The organism is Bifidobacterium saguinibicoloris (assembly GCF_019331725.1).
Lineage (GTDB): Bacteria > Actinomycetota > Actinomycetes > Actinomycetales > Bifidobacteriaceae > Bifidobacterium > Bifidobacterium saguinibicoloris.
Genome location: NZ_JAHBBF010000013.1, coordinates 54,641 through 75,604, shown reverse-complemented (window position 1 = coordinate 75,604; position 20,964 = coordinate 54,641). Strand labels below are relative to the sequence as shown.

Here is a 20,964-nt window from a genome sequence, read left to right as displayed (position 1 = left end):
AAACCACCACACACACCAAAACCAACCCCGAACCGGAAGAACCCCGGCCGGAACCGCTCGGCGGCAGCGAAAGAACAACTTACACGCAAACCCCAACCAACGCAACCCCACCCCACCACAACACCCCGCAAACCCCGGAAACACAACAAACCACCGGCGTGTCGAAAACAGGTCACAACACGCCGTCACGGTCAGCGGATGCCGGTCAGATGACCCCAGTCCGCGATGTGCCGAAGAGTGACGAGCCGTCGCGCATCCGCGGTGTCCGCATCGTCGTAGCCCGGGCATTCCCGGAGATGCTCGAGCTTACGGGCGAGTTCGAGCGCGTAGTGCCGCATGCAGTAGTACTGCTTGTGATCCGCCTTGCAGTCGGGGTCGTCACAGAAGGAGATGACGTAGTAGGACGCCACCTCATCGCACATGCCCTCATCCCATTCGCAGAAGTGCTCCTCGCCACCGTCACCGTCGCGGTACAACCCGTCGAAGTCGCCGCCATCCATCTGCAGCTTGGGAGATTCCGTCCTGACCGCGCCCGTAAGCGAGCCTCGCGTGTCCATCGTGGTCAATGATTCCTCTTTTCCGGTATCGAATTCCTTGTATTCCTGATGACGAACGTGTCCGGTTCGGCGCCTGGGCGCCGAACCATCACCCGCATGCCGGCTCATCGTCCGGCCTTGCCGCCCCTCGGATCCAGGCCGAGCGTGACGATGCGTTTCAGCTCGGCCTCGTACCGGGCGATGTCCCGCAGCACGGCCGGCTCGTCGTTCGGATCGTTGCGGTAGTACATGGCGTAGCGCTCATGGTCGCGACGCCACGTATCGCCCCAATAGACGTTGAGATAGTTGGAACGGCCCTCGCCGTACGCACGCCAGACGACCACCGAGTTGTCGGTCACCGGCATCACCCAGCCGGTGACCTCGTCCCAGATGCCGTACACCTCCGTGGAGGCCAGACCTGGATCGTCGGTCAGAGCCTGCTCCTGCACCAGCTCCTCATGGTTGAAGCCGCCGTAGATGAAGAAGTTGTCGTCGCTCTGCAGCTTGGGGAGGATGGTGTCGCCATCCACGGCGAAACCGGCATACAGCATCGGAACACCGTCGTCCAGTTCGGCGAAGGTCTTCGCACGATCCGGAATCCACCACTGTCCGAAAGGCAGCCGGTACACGATGCCTTCCGGCGTGGTGTCCCTGAGGAACGCGCGGGTGCCCGAGTGGCCTCCCTCCTTGAACAGCGCCGGTTCGCTGAAATCCCGGAAACGCACCACGGTGAGTTTCATCGTCTTGAAGTCCCATCCGTCGATGGCCGTCTGAAGATCCTCCGGCGTGGTGTCCGGCGTCATCTCGATCATGTCGCAGAAGGCCCGGGCCCCTTGGTCCAGATACTCATGGAACTCATCCTCGAGTCCGTCGGCCATCTCCTTGATGGTCTGCTCGTCGATGCCTCCCTTGCCGTTCTTGTCGTCCTCGCTGTTCCTGTCGCCCATCTCGTTCTTGTCCGCGTTGATGCGTCGTCCCCTCATCATGCTCCTTCCATCGTCGGTACACCCTTTTCAACCGGACAACCGGCACCACGGCACCCCATCGGCGTGTCGCGACCGTCACGTCCGTCCGGCCAACGTCACGTCCGGCCTATCACCGTCACGTCGACGCCAAGGAAGGCGCGTATACCTGTAGGTATGACGAAGAAAATCGCAGTCCTGACCGGCGCAGGCATCTCCACATCCGCCGGCATCCCCGACTTCCGCGGCCCCGACGGCGTGTGGACCAAGCACCCGGACCAGATGAGCGTGTACGACATCGACGCGTTCATGACCGACAAGGAGGCGCGCGAATACTCGTGGCGCTGGCAGAAGGAATCGCCCGTCTGGAACGCGAAGCCGGGCGCCGCGCACAAGGCGCTGGTCAAGCTGGAGAAGGCGGGCATGCTCACGCTGCTCGCCACGCAGAACTTCGACGCATTGCATGAGAAGGCCGGCAACAGCCCGGACCTCATCGTCAACCTGCACGGCACGATCGGCACGTCGCACTGCATGAAGTGCCACGCCAAGTACGACACGGCCGACATCATGGCGAAGCTGGACGAGGAGCCGGACCCGCGCTGCCACCGCCTGCTCAAGTACCAGGGGAACATGCCCTGCAACGGCATGATCAAGACCGACGTCGTCTACTTCGGCGAGGCGCTGCCGGACGGCGCGATGGAGAAGTCGTACGAGCGCGCCACCAAGGCCGACGAACTGTGGGTCATCGGCTCGACGCTGGAGGTGTACCCGGCGGCGAGCATCGTGCCGGTCGCCGCGCAGGCGGGCGTGCCGATCACCATCATGAACATGGGCCGCACGCAGTACGACCGTCTCGCCACGCGCCTCATCCACGAGGACATCGCCGTGGCGCTGCCGAAGCTCGTCGACGAGACGATCGCCGAGAACAGCTGACGTCCGGTCGACCGGTCACCAATCCACCGCCGACGACCCGTCGCCGACGCCCACCGTCACCGACCGCCACCGACGACCACCACCGACGACCCCACTTATGCGAACGGCTCCCCTCGGCGAGGGGAGCCGTTCGCATGTCGATTGGCCGACGCATGCGACGGGTATGACGGCGGACGCCACGCGCGTCCGACGCGACCCCGTCAGTAGCGTCAGTAGATGCGCTTGGGCTGGAAGCCCTCGGCCTTGAGCGCCGCGAGGATGCGGTCGATATGGTCGGGGCCGTTGGTCTCGACCGTCACGCCCAGGGACACCGCGTTCGTGTAGTGGCCGGACGCCTTGAACTGGTCGTGGTCGAGCGCGATGACGTTGGCGCGTTCGCGCGCGAGCAGCGTCGCGACCTTGACGAGCTGGCCCGGGGTGTCCGGCAGCTCCACTTCGAAGTTCATGATGCGGCCACGGGCGATCATGCCCTTCTGGATGACCGCGCCCATCGTCACGGTGTCGATGTTGCCGCCGGACATGATCGGCACGACCACGTGCGGTCCGGGGGCGGACGCGAACTTGCGCGAACGCAGGTTGAGGTGCTCGAGCGCGGCGAGCGAGACCGCGCCGGCGGCCTCGACGACGAGCTTGTGCTTCTCGAGCATGAGCAGGATCATCTCGTTGATGTCACGTTCGGTGACGGTGACGAGGTCGTCGAGGAACTCGTTGAGCAGCGCGAAGGTGAGGTCGCCCGGATGCTTGACGGCGACGCCTTCGGCGGAGGTGAGCACCTGGTCGGCGGGTACGACGCGGCCGGCGGCCAGCGAGTTCTTCCATGCCGGGGAGCCTTCTGGAATCGCGCCGATCACGCGCACCTCCGGCTTGAACGTCTTGATGGCGAGCGCGACGCCGGCGCCGAGGCCGCCGCCGCCGAGCGGGACGACCACGTCGGTGACGTTGGGCACGTCCTCGAGGATCTCGAGGGCGATGGTGCCTTGGCCGCAGATGACCTCGTAGTCGTCGAACGGCGGCACGTAGATCATGCCTTCCTTCTCGCTGAGTTCGGCGGCGTGGGCGGCGGATTCGTCGAAGACGTCGCCGTAGAGGACCACGTCGGCGCCGTACGCCTTGGTGGCGTCGACCTTGAGCGGCGGGGTGATGGTCGGCATGCAGATGGTCGCCTTGGCGCCGCGTTCGCGGGCCGCGTAGGCGACGCCCTGCGCGTGGTTGCCGGCGGAGGCGGTGACGATGCCGCGGGCGAGCTCCTCTTCGGACAGGGAGGCGATCTTGTTGTAGGCACCGCGGATCTTGAACGATCCGGTGACCTGGAGGTTCTCGGGCTTGAGGAGGATCTCGTGGCCGGTCATTTCGGACAGGGCCGGCGAGGGGATGATCTCCGTGTGGCGGGCGGTCCCCTTCAACCGCTCGGCGGCTTTCTTCAGTTCGGCCGCATGGTCACGCTGCAATGCTTTGAGGACGTCTTTCTGTTCCATGAAGGATTATTTTAGGCGTCAGGACGCCGAAATGCCGGGCGTGGTCTCACGCCCGGCATTTCGGCGACGACGGCCGCCCGGTCGGCCGTCTCCTGTCCGCCCCGTCGGCTCACAACTTGACGACGACGGCCTCCCAGGGATCCAGCTCGCCGTTGGCGAGGGAGACGACGGCGTGGGTGGCACCGTACGTGGAGATGGCGATGTCCCGTTCGGTGACGCCCGCGTCGAGCAGGGCGGCCGATTCGGCCGGCAGGTCCACGACGTGTCCGGACAGGTTGGCGACGACGAGCAGCGTGCCTTCGTCGCCCCGCGGGGAGGACGGACGCACCGGAGCGGTGTGGAACGATTCGACGTCGTCGAAGACCAGGGACGTGCGGGACGTGGTCTCGCGCGTCAGGCTGCGGGTGAACGCGTACACGTGACGGTCGGCGGCGTCGATGAGACGCCAGTCGCCGGCGGCGACCACCGGGTTGGCGTGGCGCAGCGCGATGAGCCGCTTGTAGAACGTGTACACGGAGTCGGGGTCGTCGACCTCGCCGGCCGCGTTGATGTCGGTATGGTTCGGGTTGACGGCGATCCACGGTTCGGTGGCGGCGTCGGGCGCGGTGAAGCCGGCGTAACGGGAGCCGTCCCACTGCATCGGGGTGCGGGAGTTGTCGCGGCCGCGCGCGGCGATGCCGGCGAGCATCGATTCGGCGGTCTGCACCTTGGCCTCTTCGACGCGCTGTCGGTACGCGTTGAGGGATTCGAGGTCGCGGTACTGGTCGAGCGAGGTGAAGTGCGCGTTGGTCATGCCGAGCTCCTCGCCCTGGTAGACGTAGGGCGTGCCGCGGTGCATGTGCAGCACGAGGCCCAGCGCCTTGGCGGAGAGGATGCGGTTGCGTTCCGAGGTGTCGTCGCCCCAGCGGGAGACGACGCGCGGCTGGTCGTGGTTGCCGGTGAACAGGCTGGCCCAGCCGGCGTTCGCGACGGCGGTCTGGTATCCGGCCATGATCGACTTGAGCTTCGGCAGGTCGAGCGGCAGCGGCTTCCATTTGACGCCTTCGCAGTCGAAGTCGACGTGTTCGAACAGGAACAGCATGTCGAGCTCGCCGTTGGCGGGGTCGGTGATGTGCTCGTTGCGTTCGGCGGTGATGCCGGGTGCCTCACCCACGGTGAGGAAGCCGTCGCGGCCATCGAACACCTCGCGGCGCATTTCGGCGAGGAATTCGTCCTGGCGCGGGCCGTCGGCGCAGAACGGGTTCGGGTTGGAGTAGCCCTCCTCCCCCACCGGCAGGTCCTCGAGTTCGGAGCCGGCCTCGCCGGGCAGGCGTCCGGCGGCGTCGGTCCGCTTGGAGATCAGCGTGATGACGTCCATGCGGAAACCGTCGACGCCGCGATCGAGCCACCAGTTCATCATGTCGTACACGGCGCGACGCACGGCCGGGTTCTCCCAGTTGAGGTCGGGCTGCTTCTTCGAGAACTGGTGGAGGAAGTATTCGCCGCGTTCCGGGCAGTACTCCCATGCGGAGCCGCCGAAGTAGGAGCCCCACTGGTTCGGTTCGGCGCCGGGCTCCCCCGGCGTCATGCCGGGGCGTGCGGGACGCCACCAGTACCAGTCGGCGTGCGGGTCGTTCTTGTCCTTCGAGGCTTCGAACCACGCGTGCTCGTCGGAGGTGTGGTTGACGACGAGGTCCATCACGATCTTGAGGCCGCGCTTGTGCGCTTCGGCGAGCAGCTCGTCCATGTCGTCGAGCGTGCCGAACAGCGGGTCGATGTCCTGGTAGTCGGAGATGTCGTAGCCGTTGTCGTCCTGCGGGGACTTGTAGACCGGGGAGAGCCACAGCACGTCGACGCCGAGGTCGGCGAGGTAGTCGAGACGCGACGTGATGCCCTTGAGGTCGCCGAAGCCGTCGCCGTTGGTGTCCTGGAACGAGCGCGGGTAGATCTGGTAGACGACGGCGTTCGCCCACCACGGGTTCGGTGTGGCGCCGTTGGTGCGGATGGCGTCGGGCAGGGGTTCTCGGGTGAACGAGGTCACGGTGCGGCTCCTTTGCGTTGCGTTCGGTTGCTTGGTTGCGGTCACGTATCGCGGTTGCGTGTTGTTGTCGTCCGATGGTATCCGGTCATGCGCGGTTCAACCCGGACGGCGTGGCGTCGGATCGCCACGGCATGCGGCGGACGTGGATGTCGCCGTACGCGACCTCACAGGAGGCCACCTGTCCGGCGTCGTCGCCGTCGCGGTCGTCGACGACGCCGGTCTGCGGCGCGCCGGGTCGCAGGCCGACGAACGCGACCACCCGTTCGTCGCCGTATCGCGCTTCGACGCCCAACGCGTGGTCCGACGTCGTCGGATCGGACAGCAGCGACGACGGGATGGGCCGGGCCGGCACGTCGGGACGGCGCAGCTCCCCCGTCGCCGGGTCGAGCAGCGCGCGCAGCACGGACGCGTCCGTGCGGCCGAGCGCGTCGGAACAGTAGACGGGGCCGCCGCTCATCGCGCGCAGCAGGGCGTGGACGCGGGCGTGCGGGTGTTCGGTCCAGAACATGTCCCAATCGCAGTGGTACAGCCCGCCCATGAGCAGCGAGCAGTAGGCGTTCTGGATGATGTGCTCGGCGAGCGATTCGGGGTTGTGCGGCAGGTAGTCGTCGCTGCTGCGGGTGATCGGCGAGGTGGGGCGATGCCAGTAGTCCTCCGGCGCCATGCCCATGCAGTTGATGAGCGCGCCGTCGAAGCGATGGCCGATCACGGCGTCGAGTGCGCAGTGGCGTCCCCAGGTGGCCTCGCCGTGGCTTTCCGCGCCGCGGGTCATCACGGCGGTGGAGCTTTGCGAGTCGACTTTGACGAAGTCGACGCCGGCCGCGGCGAGCGCCGCGTCCCACGTGTCCCAGAAGCGTGTGGCGCCGGGTTCGCTTGCGGCGGGGATGAGGCAGCCGTTGGCGGTGCGGACGGTCGCCGTGGCGTCCGTCGCGTTGCCGCGCGCGGCGTCCGTGCCGTTCACGCCGTCCGATGACGCGCCGCGCAGGGCGGCCGCGGCCTCGCCGTCCGGTTCGAGGCCGGCCCAGTAGCCTTGGAACGCCTGCCAGACGCCGACGGCGTTGACGCCGTAGTCGCGTTTGAGCAGGGCGACGGTGTGCGCGAGCCCGTGCGGGAACCGTTCGCGGTCCGCGTCGAAGCCGCGCAGCGTCTCGCGTTCGCGGTCCGTGTCCGACCAGCCGTCGTCGATGAGCACCCAGGAGATCGGCACGTCCTTGGCGCGGAATTCATCCATTTTCGCGATGATGGCCGATTCGTTCACGTCGCGTCCCAGCGAATCCCACGTGCACCAGCCGATGCCGGCCAGCGCCTTGGGGAACGGGCGTTCGTCGCGCGTGCGGACGCCGAGGCGGCGTGCGGCGGCGTGGACGCATGCGTCGATGACGGCGTACGGGTCGTCGCCGGTCGCGGCGTAGGCCACGACGTCGCGCATCGACGTGCGGCCGACGCGGTTGGAGGAGACGGACAGACGCAGGGAGGCGCGGCCGGCCGACGCGGCGTCGTCGGAGACGCCGGCGAAATCGGCGCGCACGTCGTCGCCGGCGACGGCGACCAACGCGACCCATCGGCCGGACATGTCGCGGTACAGGACGAGCTGGGTACGCGGCGGCACGTCGGCGAGCGTGCGCACCCACGTGGGGCGCATCCACCATTCCTTGTGCTGGTACAGGCACAGGGGCGTGACGCCAGCGGCGGGGGCGGGCACGTCCAGCGTGACGTCGAGCCCGCCGGTCGCGGCGAACGTCTCCTGCTCCTGGAAGGCGGCGGCGCGGCCCTCCGGCTGCGGAAGCGCGACGTCCACGTCGAGACGGAGGAGCGTCGCGACGGCGGAGTCGGGCCGACGCAGGTCGGTCACGGCGACGACGTCGGAGGACAGGTCGCGACGGGCGGACGGCGTCTCGCCGTACGCGGCGAGGCCGGTGTCGACGACCGCGACGGCGCGGCGCACCGCGACGGCAGGTGCGGAAGTGGCGGCGTCGGACGACGCCGTGGACGCGTGCATGCTCATGCTCTCCAATCTAGACGCGGCGGCGGGCGGGCCGCCGGCGGACGGTCAACGGCACCAGAGCGTGGTGGCCGGCGGGACTGCGCCGACGGTCGCGCCGGGGGCGACCGAACCGTCGGAGGAGACGAGCACGGTCATCTCCTGCGGCAGGGTCACGGCGTCGGTGTCCGCATAGTTGGCGACGACGGTCATGCCGGAGGGCAGACGCCAGCCGAGCAGCGGCGCCGGATACTCGGATTCGTCGAGCCAGTCGAACGCGAACGGCTCGGACGACGCGGCGGCATCGCCTGCCGACGGACCGGAACCCACCACCCAATCGCGGCGCAGGGCGATCGCGCGGCGGTACATCGTGAGCGTCGACGCGTCGTCGTGCTCCTGCATGTCGGCGGCGTACCGGGCGAACCACGCCGGCTGCGGCAGCCAGGCGGCGCCGGTGTCGTTGAAACCGAACGCGGGGCCGTCCGCGGTCCACGGCAGCGGCACGCGGCAGCCGTCGCGGCCCTTGAAGTAGTGGCCGGAACGCTCCCAGTTCGGATCCTGGATCTCATCCTCGGTGAGGTCGAAGTCCTCCGGCAGGCCGAATTCCTCGCCCTGATAGACGAACGCGGTGCCGGGCAGGCCGAGTTCGACGAGCGCGGCGGCGCGGGCGCGACGGGCGGCGAGCGCCGGGTCGATGGGCGGGTTCGTGCCGTTCGACGTGACCCACTGTTCGATGTTCGCGTGCGGCGGCAGGCCCAGACGGGAGGCGATGCGCGGCACGTCGTGGTTGCCGAGCACCCAGGTGGGCGCCGTGCCGGCCTCGAGCGCGAACCGGTGGGTGCGGTCGATGGTCTCGCGGTATTCGCCGCGGTTCCACGCGGCCTTGGACATCGAGAAGTCGAAGACGGCGCCGAGCTCGTCCGGCTGCGCGTACTGGAAGATGCGCGGCGTGAACGGCGACCAGGATTCGCCGATTGCGTACTTCGGCGGATCGTACCGGTCGAACAGCTCGCGCCATTCACGGTAGATGCCGTGCACGGCGTCGCGGTCCCACAGCGGGTCGGAGCCGTCGGCGGCCTGCGGCGACATGACGGTCGGGTCCGGACGGTCGCGCAGCGGCTCGCGCAGGTCCTTGGCGAGGCCGTGGGAGACGTCGACGCGGAAGCCGTCGACGCCCTTGTCGCACCAGAAGCGCAGCACGTCGAGGAATTCGGCGTGGACCTCGGGGTTGTCCCAGTTGAGGTCCGGCTGCTCCTTGGCGAACAGGTGCAGGTAGTACCAGCCGTCGACGCACGGCTCCCATGCGGAGCCGCCGAAGTTGCTCAGCCAGTTGGTGGGCGGCAGCTCGCCGTGCTCGCCCTTGCCGCGGCGGAACACGTAGCGGGCGGCGGCGGGCGATTCGGGGCCGTCGCGCAGCGCCTCCTGGAACCAGCGGTGCTGGTCGGACGTGTGGTTGGGCACGATGTCGACGATGACGCGGATGCCGAGCGCGTGGGCGCGTGCGACGAGTTCGTCGAACTGCGCCATCGTGCCGAGACGCGGGTCGACGGCGCGGTAGTCGGCCACGTCGTAGCCGCCGTCGGCCAGCGGCGACGGGTAGAACGGCGACAGCCAGACGGCGTCGACGCCGAGGGCCTTGAGATAGTCGAGACGGTCGATGACGCCGGCGAGGTCGCCGTCGCCGTCACCGTCCATGTCGCGGAACGAGCGCGGGTAGATCTGGTAGATGACGGCCTCGCGCCACCAGTCGGCGCCGGCTGCGGCGCCGGACTTGGCCGCGGCGAATGCGTCGGGAGCGCCGGCCGCGACGGTCGTATCGGACGTGTCGGTCTTAGTCATGTCGGTCATGATGATGCTTCCCCCATTGGAATGGAAAGGGCGCGGCCCACGCGGCGTACCGCACGGACCGCGCCCGGTCATGGATGGCGTTTTGTTATCAGCCCGCAATTACGGACTCGCCTTCGGCGAGACTCAATGCTGCCTTCGCTCGGCTGTCGCCTCGCTCAGGCTGAGGCCAGCCGGAAGCCCACCGGGCTTCCTTGGTGGCCTCAGCCCTTGACGGATCCGGCGAGCATGGCACGGATGAAGTAGCGCTGCAGGAAGATGAACAGGATCATCGTCGGCGCCATGATGAGCAGTGCGCCCGCGTTGAGCAGCACCACATCGGTCTGGTACTGGCCCACGAAGGACTGCAGGGCGCCCGCCATGGTGCGCTTGTTCGGATCGTTCTCCAACACCACGGCCAGCAGGAACTGGTTCCAGGTGGCCAGGAAGGTGAGGATGCCGAGCGAGGAGATGGCCGGCAGGGCCAGCGGCAGCTGGATGGACCAGAAGGTGCGGAAGTGGCCGGCGCCGTCGATGCTGGCGGCCTCCATGAGGTCGCGCGGCATCTGCTCGAAGCAGGAGCGCATCCACACGATGCCGAACGGGATGTTCAGGCCGATGAGCGGCAGGATGAGGGCGAGGCGCGTGTTGAGCAGGCCCATGTCGCTGATCTCGTAGTAGAGCGGGGTGACCAGGGTCTCGAACGGAATGGTCAGGCCCACGAGGAACAGCACGTAGATGAGGCCCTTGCAGGGCACGCGCAGCTGGGCGAATGCGTAGCCGCCGAGCGAGCAGAAGATCACGACGCACGGGACCACGGCGAGCACGAGGATGATGCTGTTGAGCAGCAACGGCGTGATGTTCGCCATGTTCCACGCGTCGATGAAGTTCTCCCAGTGCGGGTGCGCGCTGAACTGGATGCCTTCCGGCATGGAGCCCTGCGGCTGGAGGGCCGCGGAGAGCATGCTGAGGAACGGCAGGACGCAGAAGATGATGGTCAGGGCCAGCATCACGCCGCCGGTGATGCGCACGGTTTTGGACTGCTGCATGGCTGTCTCACTGTTCCTTTCCGTTGACCAGACGCTGCAGCGGGCCGACCACGAGCAGCACGAGGATCATCAGGGTGACGGCGAGCGCGGACGCGAGGCCGACGCTCTGCTGGGTGAACGCGAGGCGGTAGACCTGCACGCCGGGCACCATGGTGGAGGTGCCGGGGCCGCCCTGCGTGGACATGTAGACCACGTCGAAGCTGGCGAGCGCGGCGATGATGGTCATGGTCAGGCACACGCCGATCTGGCCGCGCAGGCCCGGCAGGGTGATGTGGAAGAGCTGACGCCACCAGCCGGCGCCGTCGAGGCTGGCCGCCTCGTACAGGGACTGGTCGATGCCGCCGATGCCGGAGAGGAGCAGGACCACGCAGAAGCCGAGCTGGAGCCAGAAGCCGATGACGCCCACCGCGTTGAGGGAGGTGGACTGGTCGCCGAGCCACACGTGGGCGACGTCGCCGAGGCCGATGGCGCGCAGCAGCTGGTTGGCGGTGCCCTTGTCGGCGAGCATCCACGTCCAGGCCACGCCGGCCGCGGCGCCGGGGATGACGCGGGGCAGGAACAGGCACACCTGGGAGAAGGAGCGGCCGACCTTGGACTTCATGTCCTTGATGAGCACGGCGATGATGAGGCCGAGCACGATCGGGATGATCGAGAAGAAGATGATGAGGTAGAACGAGTGCAGGATGGAACCGTACAGCTCGGGGTCGGTGAAGACGGTGATGTAGTTCTCGATGCCGATGAACGTGCTGGCGTCGATGCCGTTCCACTCGTAGAACGAGTACCAGATGGTCTGAATGATGGGCCACAGTTCGAAGGCGATGTAGAACAGCAGCGCCGGCGCGAGGAACAGCAGGCTGACCAGGCCGAGGGACATGCCGCGCTTCGGCTTGTTCGCCTTGGCGGGCTTGGCTGACGTATGGGAATCCATGATTGTCACCATGCTTTGCTGGGTTGTTGCGGACGGTATTGGATTGACGTGTGTGGGAATGGGATCGGGCGGAACGGCGAAGGGGAAGTCCGTTCCGCCCGAAGTCTCGGTGGGATGCCCGGTTACGGGCGGAAGGCTACTTGACTTCCTTCTCGTACTGGGCCTGGATGGACTCGACGAACGCCTTCGGGGTCATGGAGCCGTCGATCAGCGACTGGAAGCCGGGGATGATGGCGCTGGCCTGCATGCCGGCGGTGGCGTTGTTGATGTAGTCGGTGGTGTTGCCGGTCTTCACGAGGCCTTCGTAGGCGGTGAGGACCTGGCCGAGCAGCTGGTTGTCGGTGCTCGGGGTCTCGCCTTCACCGATCGGCGGGTAGCCGTTGTCGACGGCGATCTGGCGGGCCTCGTCGGACTGGAGGAAGTTCAGGAACGCGGCGGCGGCGTTCTTGTTCTTGGCGTTGGCCGGGATGCCGAAGGCGGTGACGGCGTTGGCGGCGGCGGAGCCGGAATCGGCCTTCTCGCCGGGGAACGCGATCCAGCCGGCGTCATCGCCGAGCGCGTCGTTGATGGAGGCGGAGTACCAGCTGCCGGAGGGGAAGAACAGGGCCTCGCCGTTGCTGAAGCGGCTCAGCGCGGTGGAACCGTCGAGGGCGAGGGCGTCCTTGGAGAAGTAGCCGGCCTTCTGCCATTCCTGGATCTTCTGGGCGGCCTTCACGGCGCCGTCGGTGTTGAAGGTGGCGCCGTCCTTCTGGATGATCCAATCCTGGACGGTGTCGCGGCCCTCGTAATTGGTGAGCAGCGCCTGGTAGATGTAGGAGGTGCCGCCCTCCTTGGCGGGCATCATCATGGCGAGCTTGCCGGCGTCCTTGGCCTTCTTCATGTCGGCCTCGAGCTCGGCCACGGTGGCGGGGGCCTCGGTGATGCCGAGTTCCTTGGCGACCTTCTTGTTCCAGTACAGGCCGGTCATGGAGACGCCGTCCGGCACGGCGTACAGGCTGCCGGAGCCGATCTTGCCGTTGGAGTCGACGCGGTAGACCTGGGTCTGCGAATCCGGCAGATCCCAGCCGTAGGCCTTGGAGTATTCGTCGAGGTTGACGACGTGGTTGCCGCGCACGGCGGAGTTGATGTCGGTGATGCGGGCGATGTCCGGGGTGTCTGCGGCGGAGATGATGCGCGGGCCGTTCTGCTGGGAGGTGTTGTCTGGATCGTAGGTGGCCTTGATGGTCACGTTCGGGTACTTCTTCTGGAAGGCGGCGATGAGCTGGTCGTCGAAGGTCTTCAGACCGGCGCCGTCCCACAGCTTGAGCTCGTACTTGGTATCGCCCAGATCGGTGCTCACCGGTTCGTTGCTGGTATTGGCCTTGCTGTTGGACGAGCCCGGGCCGCAAGCGGCGACGGATGCCAGGCAGGCCACGGACAGCAGTCCGGCGACGATCGTCTTGGCGGCTTTCGCGATCCTCATAAGAGGCTTCCTTTCCTCCACCCGGGCGGTGTGACCGCTCGGTTTGTCTTCCTTGACTTGTTCTCCAGCACCTAGGCTTGCTAAGCGCTTATGTATGAAGATAGCAGGCATCGAACCGGTTCGTCAACACGCGACACGCGGGCGAAGGCAGCCATCGGATATCGCACAACACTTACGAAACCATGCACTTACGGAAGCCGGCGACGAACCCGCCGACTTCACGGAACCATCGAACCGCCATCGTGGCACATGCCACATAAACGCTTATGCATATGCGCTTATGCAACCGGCGGCCGGCACCCCGTCCGCACAACCCTCCTACGCACGCCGCACGGGGCCGACGGTCCCCCGCAGCATCAGCCGCGTCGGCACGACGATCCGATGCCCATCCACCTGCTCCCCACGGGACAGACGGATGGCGATGTCGGCGGCCATCGCGCCGTAGGCGCGCGGATCGTGCCGGACCGTCGACAGTCCGAGCGCCTGCGCAAGCGGCCAGTCGTCGAACCCGACGACCGACATGTCGCCCGGCACGTCGAAGCCGTAGGCACGCAGCTCATGCACCAGAGGAATCGCGTTCTCGTCGCTGATGCAGCACACGGCGGTGGGACGCGGGTCGAGCGCCAACAGCGCGCCCAACGCGTCCGCGCCGGCGGAAGGCCCCTCCTTCACCGCGATGACGTACCCTTCGGGGACGTCCAGACCCTCGGCCCGCATGCCGAGCCGGTATCCTTCGATGCGCTGGTCGGCCTCCCAGACGAAACCGGCGTGCTCCTGCGCCTTGTGCACGAACGCGATGTGGCGGTGCCCCAGTCCGGCCAGCTGGTGGATCGTCTGCCGCATGGCCTGGATGTCGTCCACGCCGATCGACACCATGTCCCGTTCCGCCGTCAGGCCGATGGTGTTGACGCCGACGACCGGCATGCCCAGACCCTCCAGCGCCTGCCGCTCGTCGTCCGTCACGTCGAACGACGAGATGATGAACGCGTCGGCGTTGCGCTTCACCGGCATCGACGCGAAGAAGTCCCGTCGCTGGGCCGCGTCGGCGAGACGGTACGACAGCAGGTCGTAACCCTGTGCGGACAACGTGGAGTACACGCCCTCCGCAAGCTCCGAGCTGAACCACCCGGCGAGCGAATTGCCGACGGTCAGCGCGATGCGGTTGCTCTTGCCCGTGCGCAGCATCGACGCCGTCCTGGACACGGAGAACCCCAGACGCTCGCACGCCTCGAACACCTTCCGACGCGTCGCCTCAGAGATGCGGTCGCGCCCGTTGATGGCGCGGGAGACCGTGGCCGCGGAGACGCCCGCCTCCTTGGCGACCTCGTAGATCGTGGGTTCACCCATGGCCCCTCCTTTGCCGTGCCCGCGCGTGCGGCCGATGCGCGCCGCCGATGTGTGCGGCCGATGTGTGCGACGATGCGCGCGGATGTGCCTCGATGCTACCTCACGGGCTTCACGGCCTTCCTACGCCCGACTCCCGTCACCGGGGGTGACGGGCCCGCCCCTCCGGCAGCGGCGGGAACGGCGCGTGCGGCTCGCTCTGGTACCAGTAGGCCACGCTGGACACGTCGTCCTGACGTTCGAACGCGCCCTCGTAGCCCGAACCGATCTGCTGCAGCGTCACCCGCAGGCCCTCGCGGAACCGGACCGGATCGGGGATGTGCCAGCGGTACAGGCCGCGCATCGGCGGGCAGGAATCGTCGTGGTACGGGTTGAAGACGCCGTCGTCGTGCGTGGCGTGGAACGGGTAGCCGAAGTACGGCGCGCAGAACGTGCGTTCGACGGCGCGGCCGTCGCGGACGCCGGCGAAGCTCCACGCGCCGCCGAAGTAGTCCTCCGTGCCGGTGCTGCACGCCGTGGGGTATTCGCCGTCGCCGTCGATGTAGAACTTGATCTCGCCTTCACCCCACCAGTAGCGCTGCAGCGTGGAGATGGCGAGATACGTGCCGACGTACTGTCCGCGCCCCTCGACGCCGTCGAGGATGACGTAGTCGTGGGCGGTCTCGGTGACCGGCTGCCGCCGCCACTGCGCGTGGAAGTAGGCGAGCGACGGGTCCGCATACGCCTCGCCCAGCGCGTAGTCAATCTGGTAGAACAGGGCCGGGATGGGGTTGGGGTGCCCGTTGCGGACCACGATGCGGGCGCGGCGGCGGAACGGCATGGCGAAGTAGCAGTTCATGCCGCGGGTCGGCGCCACGGTGATCGGCATGGACGTGACGTCGCAGCTGCGGCCGAACCCGCAGCAGAAAAAGTCGCCGAGCGGGCATTCCACGGACGGCTCGTCCTCGTCGTCCCAGTAGATGGCGAGCACCAGGTCGCGCAGCACGTACCGGTTCGCGTCGTCGGTGCGGTCGGTGACGGTGAACCACATGTGCCGGATGCATCCGGGGCCTTCGATGTCGGCCAGGGTGACCGAGGCGCCGGGCGCCACGTCGGTCAGGCACGGGCGGCCCTTGCGCGAGGGGCCGAGCGGGCCGGCCTCATGGCACGCGCCCCCCGGCAGGCCGTGCGGGTTCTCCGCGTTGATGGACCGGGTGACCTCGTCGCACAGCATCGGCAGCACCGTCAGGTTCCCCTGGTACGGGGTCGTCATCGTCATGTCGTTCCTCCTTCATGGAAGGCGCCGACGCCGCCCGGAGGCGACGCCGGCGCCGCGGCCCGCGGCCCGCGTCCTTGAGATGAGCTGGGGCCTACTACTGCTTGGCTCTACTGCTTGGCTTCCTTCTCGTACTGCGCCTGGACGTTCTTGGTGAACTCCTGCGGCGTGATGCTGTTGTCGAGCAGCAGCTGGAAGTTCGGGATCAGGCCGCTCGCCTGCATGCCGGCCGTGGCGTTGTTGATGAAGTCGCTGGTGTGGCCGCTGGTGAGCACGCCCGCGTAGGAGTCGAACATGCTCTGCTGGAGCGTGCTGTTCGCCTTGAGGCCGTCGGTGGAGGCCTTGGGCAGGTAGCCGGAGTTGTCCACGATGATCTGCTGCGCCTCGTCGCTCTGCGTGTAGTTGAGGAACGCGGCGGCGGCGTCATGGTTCTTGGAGTTCACGGGGATGCCGTAGAACGCGCCGGCGTTCGCGGCGACGTTCGGCTCGTCGTCGGCCGTGGCGCCGGGGAACGCGAAGAACTGCACGTCCTCGCCCAGCGACTTGGCGATGGTGTCGAGGTTCCAGTTGCCGCTGGGGAAGAACAGACCCTCGCCCGAGCAGAAGCGGCTGAGCGCCGTCGAGGCGTCCACCGCGTTCACGCCCTTGGGCAGGTAGCCCTTCTTGTTCCACTCCTGCAGGGTGGCCGCCGCGTCCTGCGCGGCCTTGGTGTCGAAGCTGCCGGACTTCTGCAGGATCCAGTTCTGCACGTCCTTGGCGGAGCTGTTGTTGGCCATGAGCGCCTGGAACACGAAGGAGGTGCCGCCATCCTTGGCGTAGGTCATCATGGGCAGGACGCCGCCGTCCTTCGCCTTCTGCATGTCCTGGACGAACTCGTCGACCGACTTCGGCGCCGCGTCGATGCCGAGCTGCTTGGCGAGCTTGGTGTTGAAGTAGATGCCGGTCACGGAGTAGGAGTTGGGCAGCGCGTACAGGTCGCCGTCGCCGAGCTTGCCGTTGGAGTCCACGCGGTACAGCTCGGTCTGGGAGTCCGGCACGTCCCAGCCGTACGCCTTGACGTACGCCTCCAGGGAGATGAGATGGTTGCCGCGCACGGCGGTGTTCATGTCGGTGACGCGGGCGATGTCCGGGGCATCGGAGGCGGAGATCACGCGCGGTCCGTTCTGCCCGGAGACGTTGTCCGGATCGTACTGACCCTTGATGGTGATGTTCGGATACTTCGCCTCGAAGCCGGCGATCAGAGCCTCGTCCACGGCCTTCAGGCCGGCGCCGTCCCACAGGGTCAGCTCGTACTTCTTGTCGCCCAGGTCGGTGCTCACGTCCGTGGGCTTGGTGTCCTCCTTCGCGTTGTTCGCCGAACCGGGGCCGCACGCGGTCAGCGTGCCGGCGATGGCCACCGCGGCCAGCAGCGCGCCGGCCTTGCGAATCATGCTCCTCATCGGATTACCTCCTCGTATCTCCTGTTGTGCAATCGGTACCATAGCGTTCGCACAGCTCCTTCAGATGTGCTTACGCCGTATTTGCGATATCGATTACGCAACATCGTAACCCGCACGCGAAGCCATGTCAACACGGCACGCGCACACGCACACACCGCACATCCGCACGGCGTCGGACCGCATCGGAGCAATCGATTGCACACGCATACTGGAAAACGCAATATGATGGTGTGGCATCACAGCAGTACCACCCGACGCCGCAGAAAGGACGGCCCGGACGGCCCGCGGTGCGCGACGCGCAGCCGGGGGCGCGCACCCGGCGATCACCATGAAACGCGCGACCATCAACGACGTGGCCCTAGCGGCCGGAGTCTCGACATTCACCGCCTCACGCGCGCTGCGCGGCAAGGACCACGTGGCGGAAGCGACGCGCGAAAAGGTGCTCAAAGCGGCCAAGGAACTCAACTATACGGCGTCACGGTCGGCGGCGGCCCTGGCCAGCGGACGCACCAACCGCGTGGCGCTGCTCGCCCGCGAAACCATCGCCGGCTGGTTCATGGGCGAACTGTACGAAGGTCTGTACGACGTGCTCAGCCGCGCGCAATACGACCTCATGCTCTACCGCGCCGGCAGCGTGGACGAACGCGCCGAATTCTTCACCCGACTGCCCGCCAACCGCAACGCGGACGCCCTCATCGTCACCGGCTTCTCCGCCACACAGGAGGAGGCCGACACGCTGGCCGGCATGGACATGCCCATCGTCTCCGTGAACTCGCCGTACATCAGCTGCTGCCAGGCGTCCATCGCCATCGACGACGAGGCGGCGGAGGCGATGGCCGTACGCTACCTCGCCGCGATGGGGCATCGCCGCTTCTGCTACATCGGACGCGTGGACCCGCTCAACGGCACCGCATGGGGCTTCGACGCGCGCGCCCGCGGATACAAGGACGAGATCGTCTCGCTGGGACTGACCGACTGCGGCATCCACTACATCGACCCGCACGAACCGCAATCGGCCAAACGGGTCATCGCCACGATGCTCACGCAACCGGAACGCCCCACCGCCATCTGCGTGTGGTCGGACCACTACGCGCTGCGGGTGATCCACGAACTGCGGCAGGCCGGCGCGCGCGTGCCGGACGACGTGTCCGTGTTCGGATTCGACGGCTCCGACGTGGCCGATGCCATCGACCTGAGCACGATGGTGCCCACTCCCCCGCGCGAGATGGGACGCATCGCGGCGCGCAAGGCGCTCGACCTCATCGAAGGGAAGACGCTCGAGGAGCCGCACACCACCGTGCCGGTGGAGGTCCAGCCCGGCGCGACCAGCGCGCCGGTGCGGGAGTAGGGGCGACGTCCTACCGACGGCCTACTGACGGACCGCGGTGAACAGGACCGCCTGGGCCGGGTGCAGGCTCGGCGGGCGCAGGCCGTAGGTCTCCAGCGCACGGCCGGTCATGAGCACGCCGTCGGCGGTCCACCAGCCGAGCGGCGACTGACCATTGCCGAGGCCGAGCGCCGCAAGGTCAAGGTCGAGGTGCAGCGGCTGCACGCGGTAGACGGCGTCCGGGTCGAGGCCGGGCAGGCGGACCGGCGCGGCCGGATAGGTCTGGCCGGTGGTCAGCTGCGTGAAGCGGTAGAACGCGGCGGAACCGTCCGGCTTGACCATGCCGTCGAGACGCACGGCCGGGTCGGGGGTGTCCGCATGGACGCACGAGTCCACGGCGAACCATGCACGGTGCTTCTTGAACTCGGCGGTCCACTCGCCCAACTTGGCGAGGGCCTCCGCCGGCTCCTTGAGCAGATTCCATTCGATGCCCATGTGCCCGAAGAACGCGGTGGCCATGCGCATCTCCTGGCTGGTGGCGCGCTGCGTGGAATGCGCGGGGCTCGCGCCCACATGCTCGCCCATCATGCACGGCGGCACGAGCAGGGACGTGTAGCGCTGGATGTCGGTGCGCTCGACCGGATCGACGCAGTCGGACACCCAGATGCGGCTCGCGAACTCGAGGATGCCGAGGTCGACGCGGCCACCGCCCGACGAGCAGCTTTCGATCTCAAGCCCCGGATGGGCCTCGCGCAGGTCGTGGAAGATGCGGTAGACGGCGAGGGTCTGCGCGTGCACGGCGGGGCGGCCGGTGCGCGGGGAAACGGCCTCAGTGACGAGCTTGTTGTGGTCCCATTTGATGTAGTCGATGCCAAGCTCGCCGACGAGCGCGTCCATGGCCTCGTACAGGTAGGCGTACGCGTCCGGGTTGGTCAGGTCGAGCACCTGCTGGGAGCGGCCCTGCATCGGCAGACGGTCCAGCGTGGGCTTCAGCACCCAATCCGGGTGGGCGCGGTACAGGTCGGAATCAGGGTTGACCATCTCCGGCTCGAACCACAGGCCGAACTCCATGCCTTTGCCGTGGACGTAGTCGGCGAGCGCCTTGAGGCTCTTCGGGCCTTCGGGCCACACCTCGGGCGAGATCTGCCAGTCGCCCAGACCGGACGTGTCGTCGCGACGTGAGCCGAACCATCCGTCGTCCACCACGAAGCGTTCGACGCCGGACTCGACGGCCTTGTCGGCGAGCGCCTTGAGGGTGTCGTAGTCGTGCTGGAAGTAGACGGCCTCCCACGTGTTGAGGATGACGGGGCGCGGCTTGGACGCGAGTTCGGGGTGACGGTCGCGCAGGTACGTGTGGAAGCGCGCGGCGACCTGGTTGAGGCCGTCGCCGGTCGCACCGTACACCCACGGCGTCGTGTACGCGGGTCCGGAGGAGAGGATGACCTCGCCGCCGAACAGGACCTCGCCGCCGCCGATCACGCCGTCCGTGTACGGCTGGCGTTCCGCGGACAGCACGCTGTTGCCGCTCCAGCCGACGTGCACGGCGTACGCCTCGCCGTGTTCGAAGCCGAAGCCGGGCACGCCCGCGGTGAGGAGAAGGCTTGCGTCGAAGTCGGGACGCCCGGCCATCGCGACCTTCTCGAAGCGGCCGACGGTGAGCGGCTGGCGCTGCGGGCTGCGTTCACGCAGATGATGTCCGGTGGTGGTGAGGATCTCGGTGGCGATGGCCGGCAGCGGGAAACCGAGTTCGACACGGCCGATTTCGAGCGCGTCGGCCGCCGCGTCGGTCGTGTCGGTGACGGTGGCACGCTGGCGGACGAGGCCGCCGTGCAGCAGTTCCGCGGTCCAGACGATCCGCACGCCCAGTTCGGCGTCTTCGGCGGTGACGGTGACGACCGGGGTGTCGACGGTCACGACCGGCGCGTTCACGCGCGCTTCCGCCGGCGTGGATTCGGGGGCGTCGACGGCCTGCGTCACGTCGAGCGCGGGACGCGCGTCGAACGCCGTTGCGATGCCAATGACGGTGAAGCGCGGGAACAGTTCGACGCCGTCGCGGCGCACCTCGAAGCGCTTCTGTCCGATCCACGATTCGCTCTGCGTGGGCAGGATGGACGGCCATGCGGTCTCGTCGAGCGCGCCGGACACGCGTTGCGGCTTCAAGGCGTCGACTTGGGAGAGCAGGGTCTCGGGTGCGGTGACCGGCTTGCCCCAGTGCACAAAGCGCGGCAGGTCGTCGCCGGGGAAGGCGAGCGCGAACGCGACGGCGGCGTCCGGGCGTACGGCGGCGTCCTGTTCGGCGTAGATGAGGGTGATTGGCGTGCCGTCGGCTGCGGCGCCGGTGAATCGTTCGATGCGCGTCATTGCTGACCTCCTGGGGATTCGATTCGCGTCGGGGTCTGTATCGGTTCCGATGGTAGGGCAACAGGCCG

At 67.6% G+C, this 20,964-nt stretch carries 15 protein-coding genes; 2 read left to right on the top strand and 13 right to left on the bottom strand.

The features are described from left to right. Positions 1 to 191: 191 nt before the first annotated feature. Together KIH78_RS08565 and KIH78_RS08560 are read right to left on the bottom strand one after the other, a co-directional pair. Positions 192 to 566 carry a hypothetical protein gene (locus KIH78_RS08565; RefSeq protein ID WP_219132017.1) on the bottom strand — a complete coding sequence of 125 codons (375 nt, stop codon included), beginning with the start codon at positions 564 to 566 and terminating at the stop codon, positions 192 to 194. Between the two features lie 95 nt (positions 567 to 661). After that, positions 662 to 1,522, bottom strand: a complete 861-nt coding sequence (locus tag KIH78_RS08560; protein ID WP_219132016.1) for a hypothetical protein — start codon at positions 1,520 to 1,522, stop codon at positions 662 to 664. A 153-nt stretch (positions 1,523 to 1,675) separates the two neighbouring features. Between KIH78_RS08560 and KIH78_RS08555 the strand changes: the two genes are divergently transcribed. Further along, a complete protein-coding gene (locus KIH78_RS08555; RefSeq protein ID WP_219132015.1) occupies positions 1,676 to 2,431 on the top strand; it encodes a Sir2 family NAD-dependent protein deacetylase in 756 nt (251 codons plus the stop codon). A gap of 209 nt (positions 2,432 to 2,640) precedes the next feature. On the opposite strand, the gene ilvA is transcribed toward KIH78_RS08555, so the two are convergent. From ilvA to KIH78_RS08505, 10 genes are all read right to left on the bottom strand, one after another. Beyond that, complete coding sequence (ilvA, locus tag KIH78_RS08550; protein ID WP_219132014.1) at positions 2,641 to 3,906, bottom strand: threonine ammonia-lyase; 1,266 nt, start codon at positions 3,904 to 3,906, stop codon at positions 2,641 to 2,643. Between the two features lie 109 nt (positions 3,907 to 4,015). Further along, positions 4,016 to 5,926, bottom strand: coding sequence for an alpha-glucosidase (locus tag KIH78_RS08545; protein ID WP_219132013.1), 1,911 nt, complete (start codon positions 5,924 to 5,926; stop codon positions 4,016 to 4,018). Between the two features lie 85 nt (positions 5,927 to 6,011). Further along, on the bottom strand, positions 6,012 to 7,931 hold the full coding sequence (locus tag KIH78_RS08540; protein WP_236034524.1) for a Sip1-related alpha-galactosidase: 1,920 nt from the start codon (positions 7,929 to 7,931) through the stop codon (positions 6,012 to 6,014). A gap of 45 nt (positions 7,932 to 7,976) precedes the next feature. Continuing rightward, positions 7,977 to 9,755 carry a glycoside hydrolase family 13 protein gene (locus KIH78_RS08535; RefSeq protein WP_219132012.1) on the bottom strand — a complete coding sequence of 593 codons (1,779 nt, stop codon included), beginning with the start codon at positions 9,753 to 9,755 and terminating at the stop codon, positions 7,977 to 7,979. Positions 9,756 to 9,955: 200 nt separating this feature from the next. Next, positions 9,956 to 10,780 (bottom strand): carbohydrate ABC transporter permease, encoded by an 825-nt coding sequence (locus tag KIH78_RS08530; protein ID WP_214314742.1) that lies wholly within the window; start codon positions 10,778 to 10,780, stop codon positions 9,956 to 9,958. A gap of 7 nt (positions 10,781 to 10,787) precedes the next feature. Next, the gene (locus KIH78_RS08525; protein WP_214314740.1) at positions 10,788 to 11,708 is read right to left on the bottom strand and encodes a carbohydrate ABC transporter permease; all 921 of its coding nucleotides are present in this window, start codon (positions 11,706 to 11,708) and stop codon (positions 10,788 to 10,790) included. A gap of 136 nt (positions 11,709 to 11,844) precedes the next feature. Further along, positions 11,845 to 13,170, bottom strand: coding sequence for an ABC transporter substrate-binding protein (locus tag KIH78_RS08520; RefSeq protein ID WP_214314738.1), 1,326 nt, complete (start codon positions 13,168 to 13,170; stop codon positions 11,845 to 11,847). Between the two features lie 318 nt (positions 13,171 to 13,488). Continuing rightward, positions 13,489 to 14,517 carry a LacI family DNA-binding transcriptional regulator gene (locus KIH78_RS08515; RefSeq protein ID WP_219132011.1) on the bottom strand — a complete coding sequence of 343 codons (1,029 nt, stop codon included), beginning with the start codon at positions 14,515 to 14,517 and terminating at the stop codon, positions 13,489 to 13,491. A 136-nt stretch (positions 14,518 to 14,653) separates the two neighbouring features. Beyond that, complete coding sequence (locus tag KIH78_RS08510) at positions 14,654 to 15,772, bottom strand: glycoside hydrolase family 172 protein (protein WP_219132010.1); 1,119 nt, start codon at positions 15,770 to 15,772, stop codon at positions 14,654 to 14,656. Between the two features lie 107 nt (positions 15,773 to 15,879). Next, a complete protein-coding gene (locus KIH78_RS08505) occupies positions 15,880 to 17,208 on the bottom strand; it encodes an ABC transporter substrate-binding protein (RefSeq protein ID WP_219132009.1) in 1,329 nt (442 codons plus the stop codon). A 328-nt stretch (positions 17,209 to 17,536) separates the two neighbouring features. Here KIH78_RS08505 and KIH78_RS08500 point away from each other — a divergent pair, with 328 nt between their 5' ends. Further along, entirely contained in the window at positions 17,537 to 18,556 is a 1,020-nt protein-coding gene (locus KIH78_RS08500; protein ID WP_214314725.1) for a LacI family DNA-binding transcriptional regulator, read from the top strand. Positions 18,557 to 18,577: 21 nt separating this feature from the next. On the opposite strand, the gene KIH78_RS08495 is transcribed toward KIH78_RS08500, so the two are convergent. Beyond that, positions 18,578 to 20,896, bottom strand: a complete 2,319-nt coding sequence (locus KIH78_RS08495; protein WP_219132008.1) for an alpha-galactosidase — start codon at positions 20,894 to 20,896, stop codon at positions 18,578 to 18,580. Between the last annotated feature and the right edge of the window lie 68 nt (positions 20,897 to 20,964).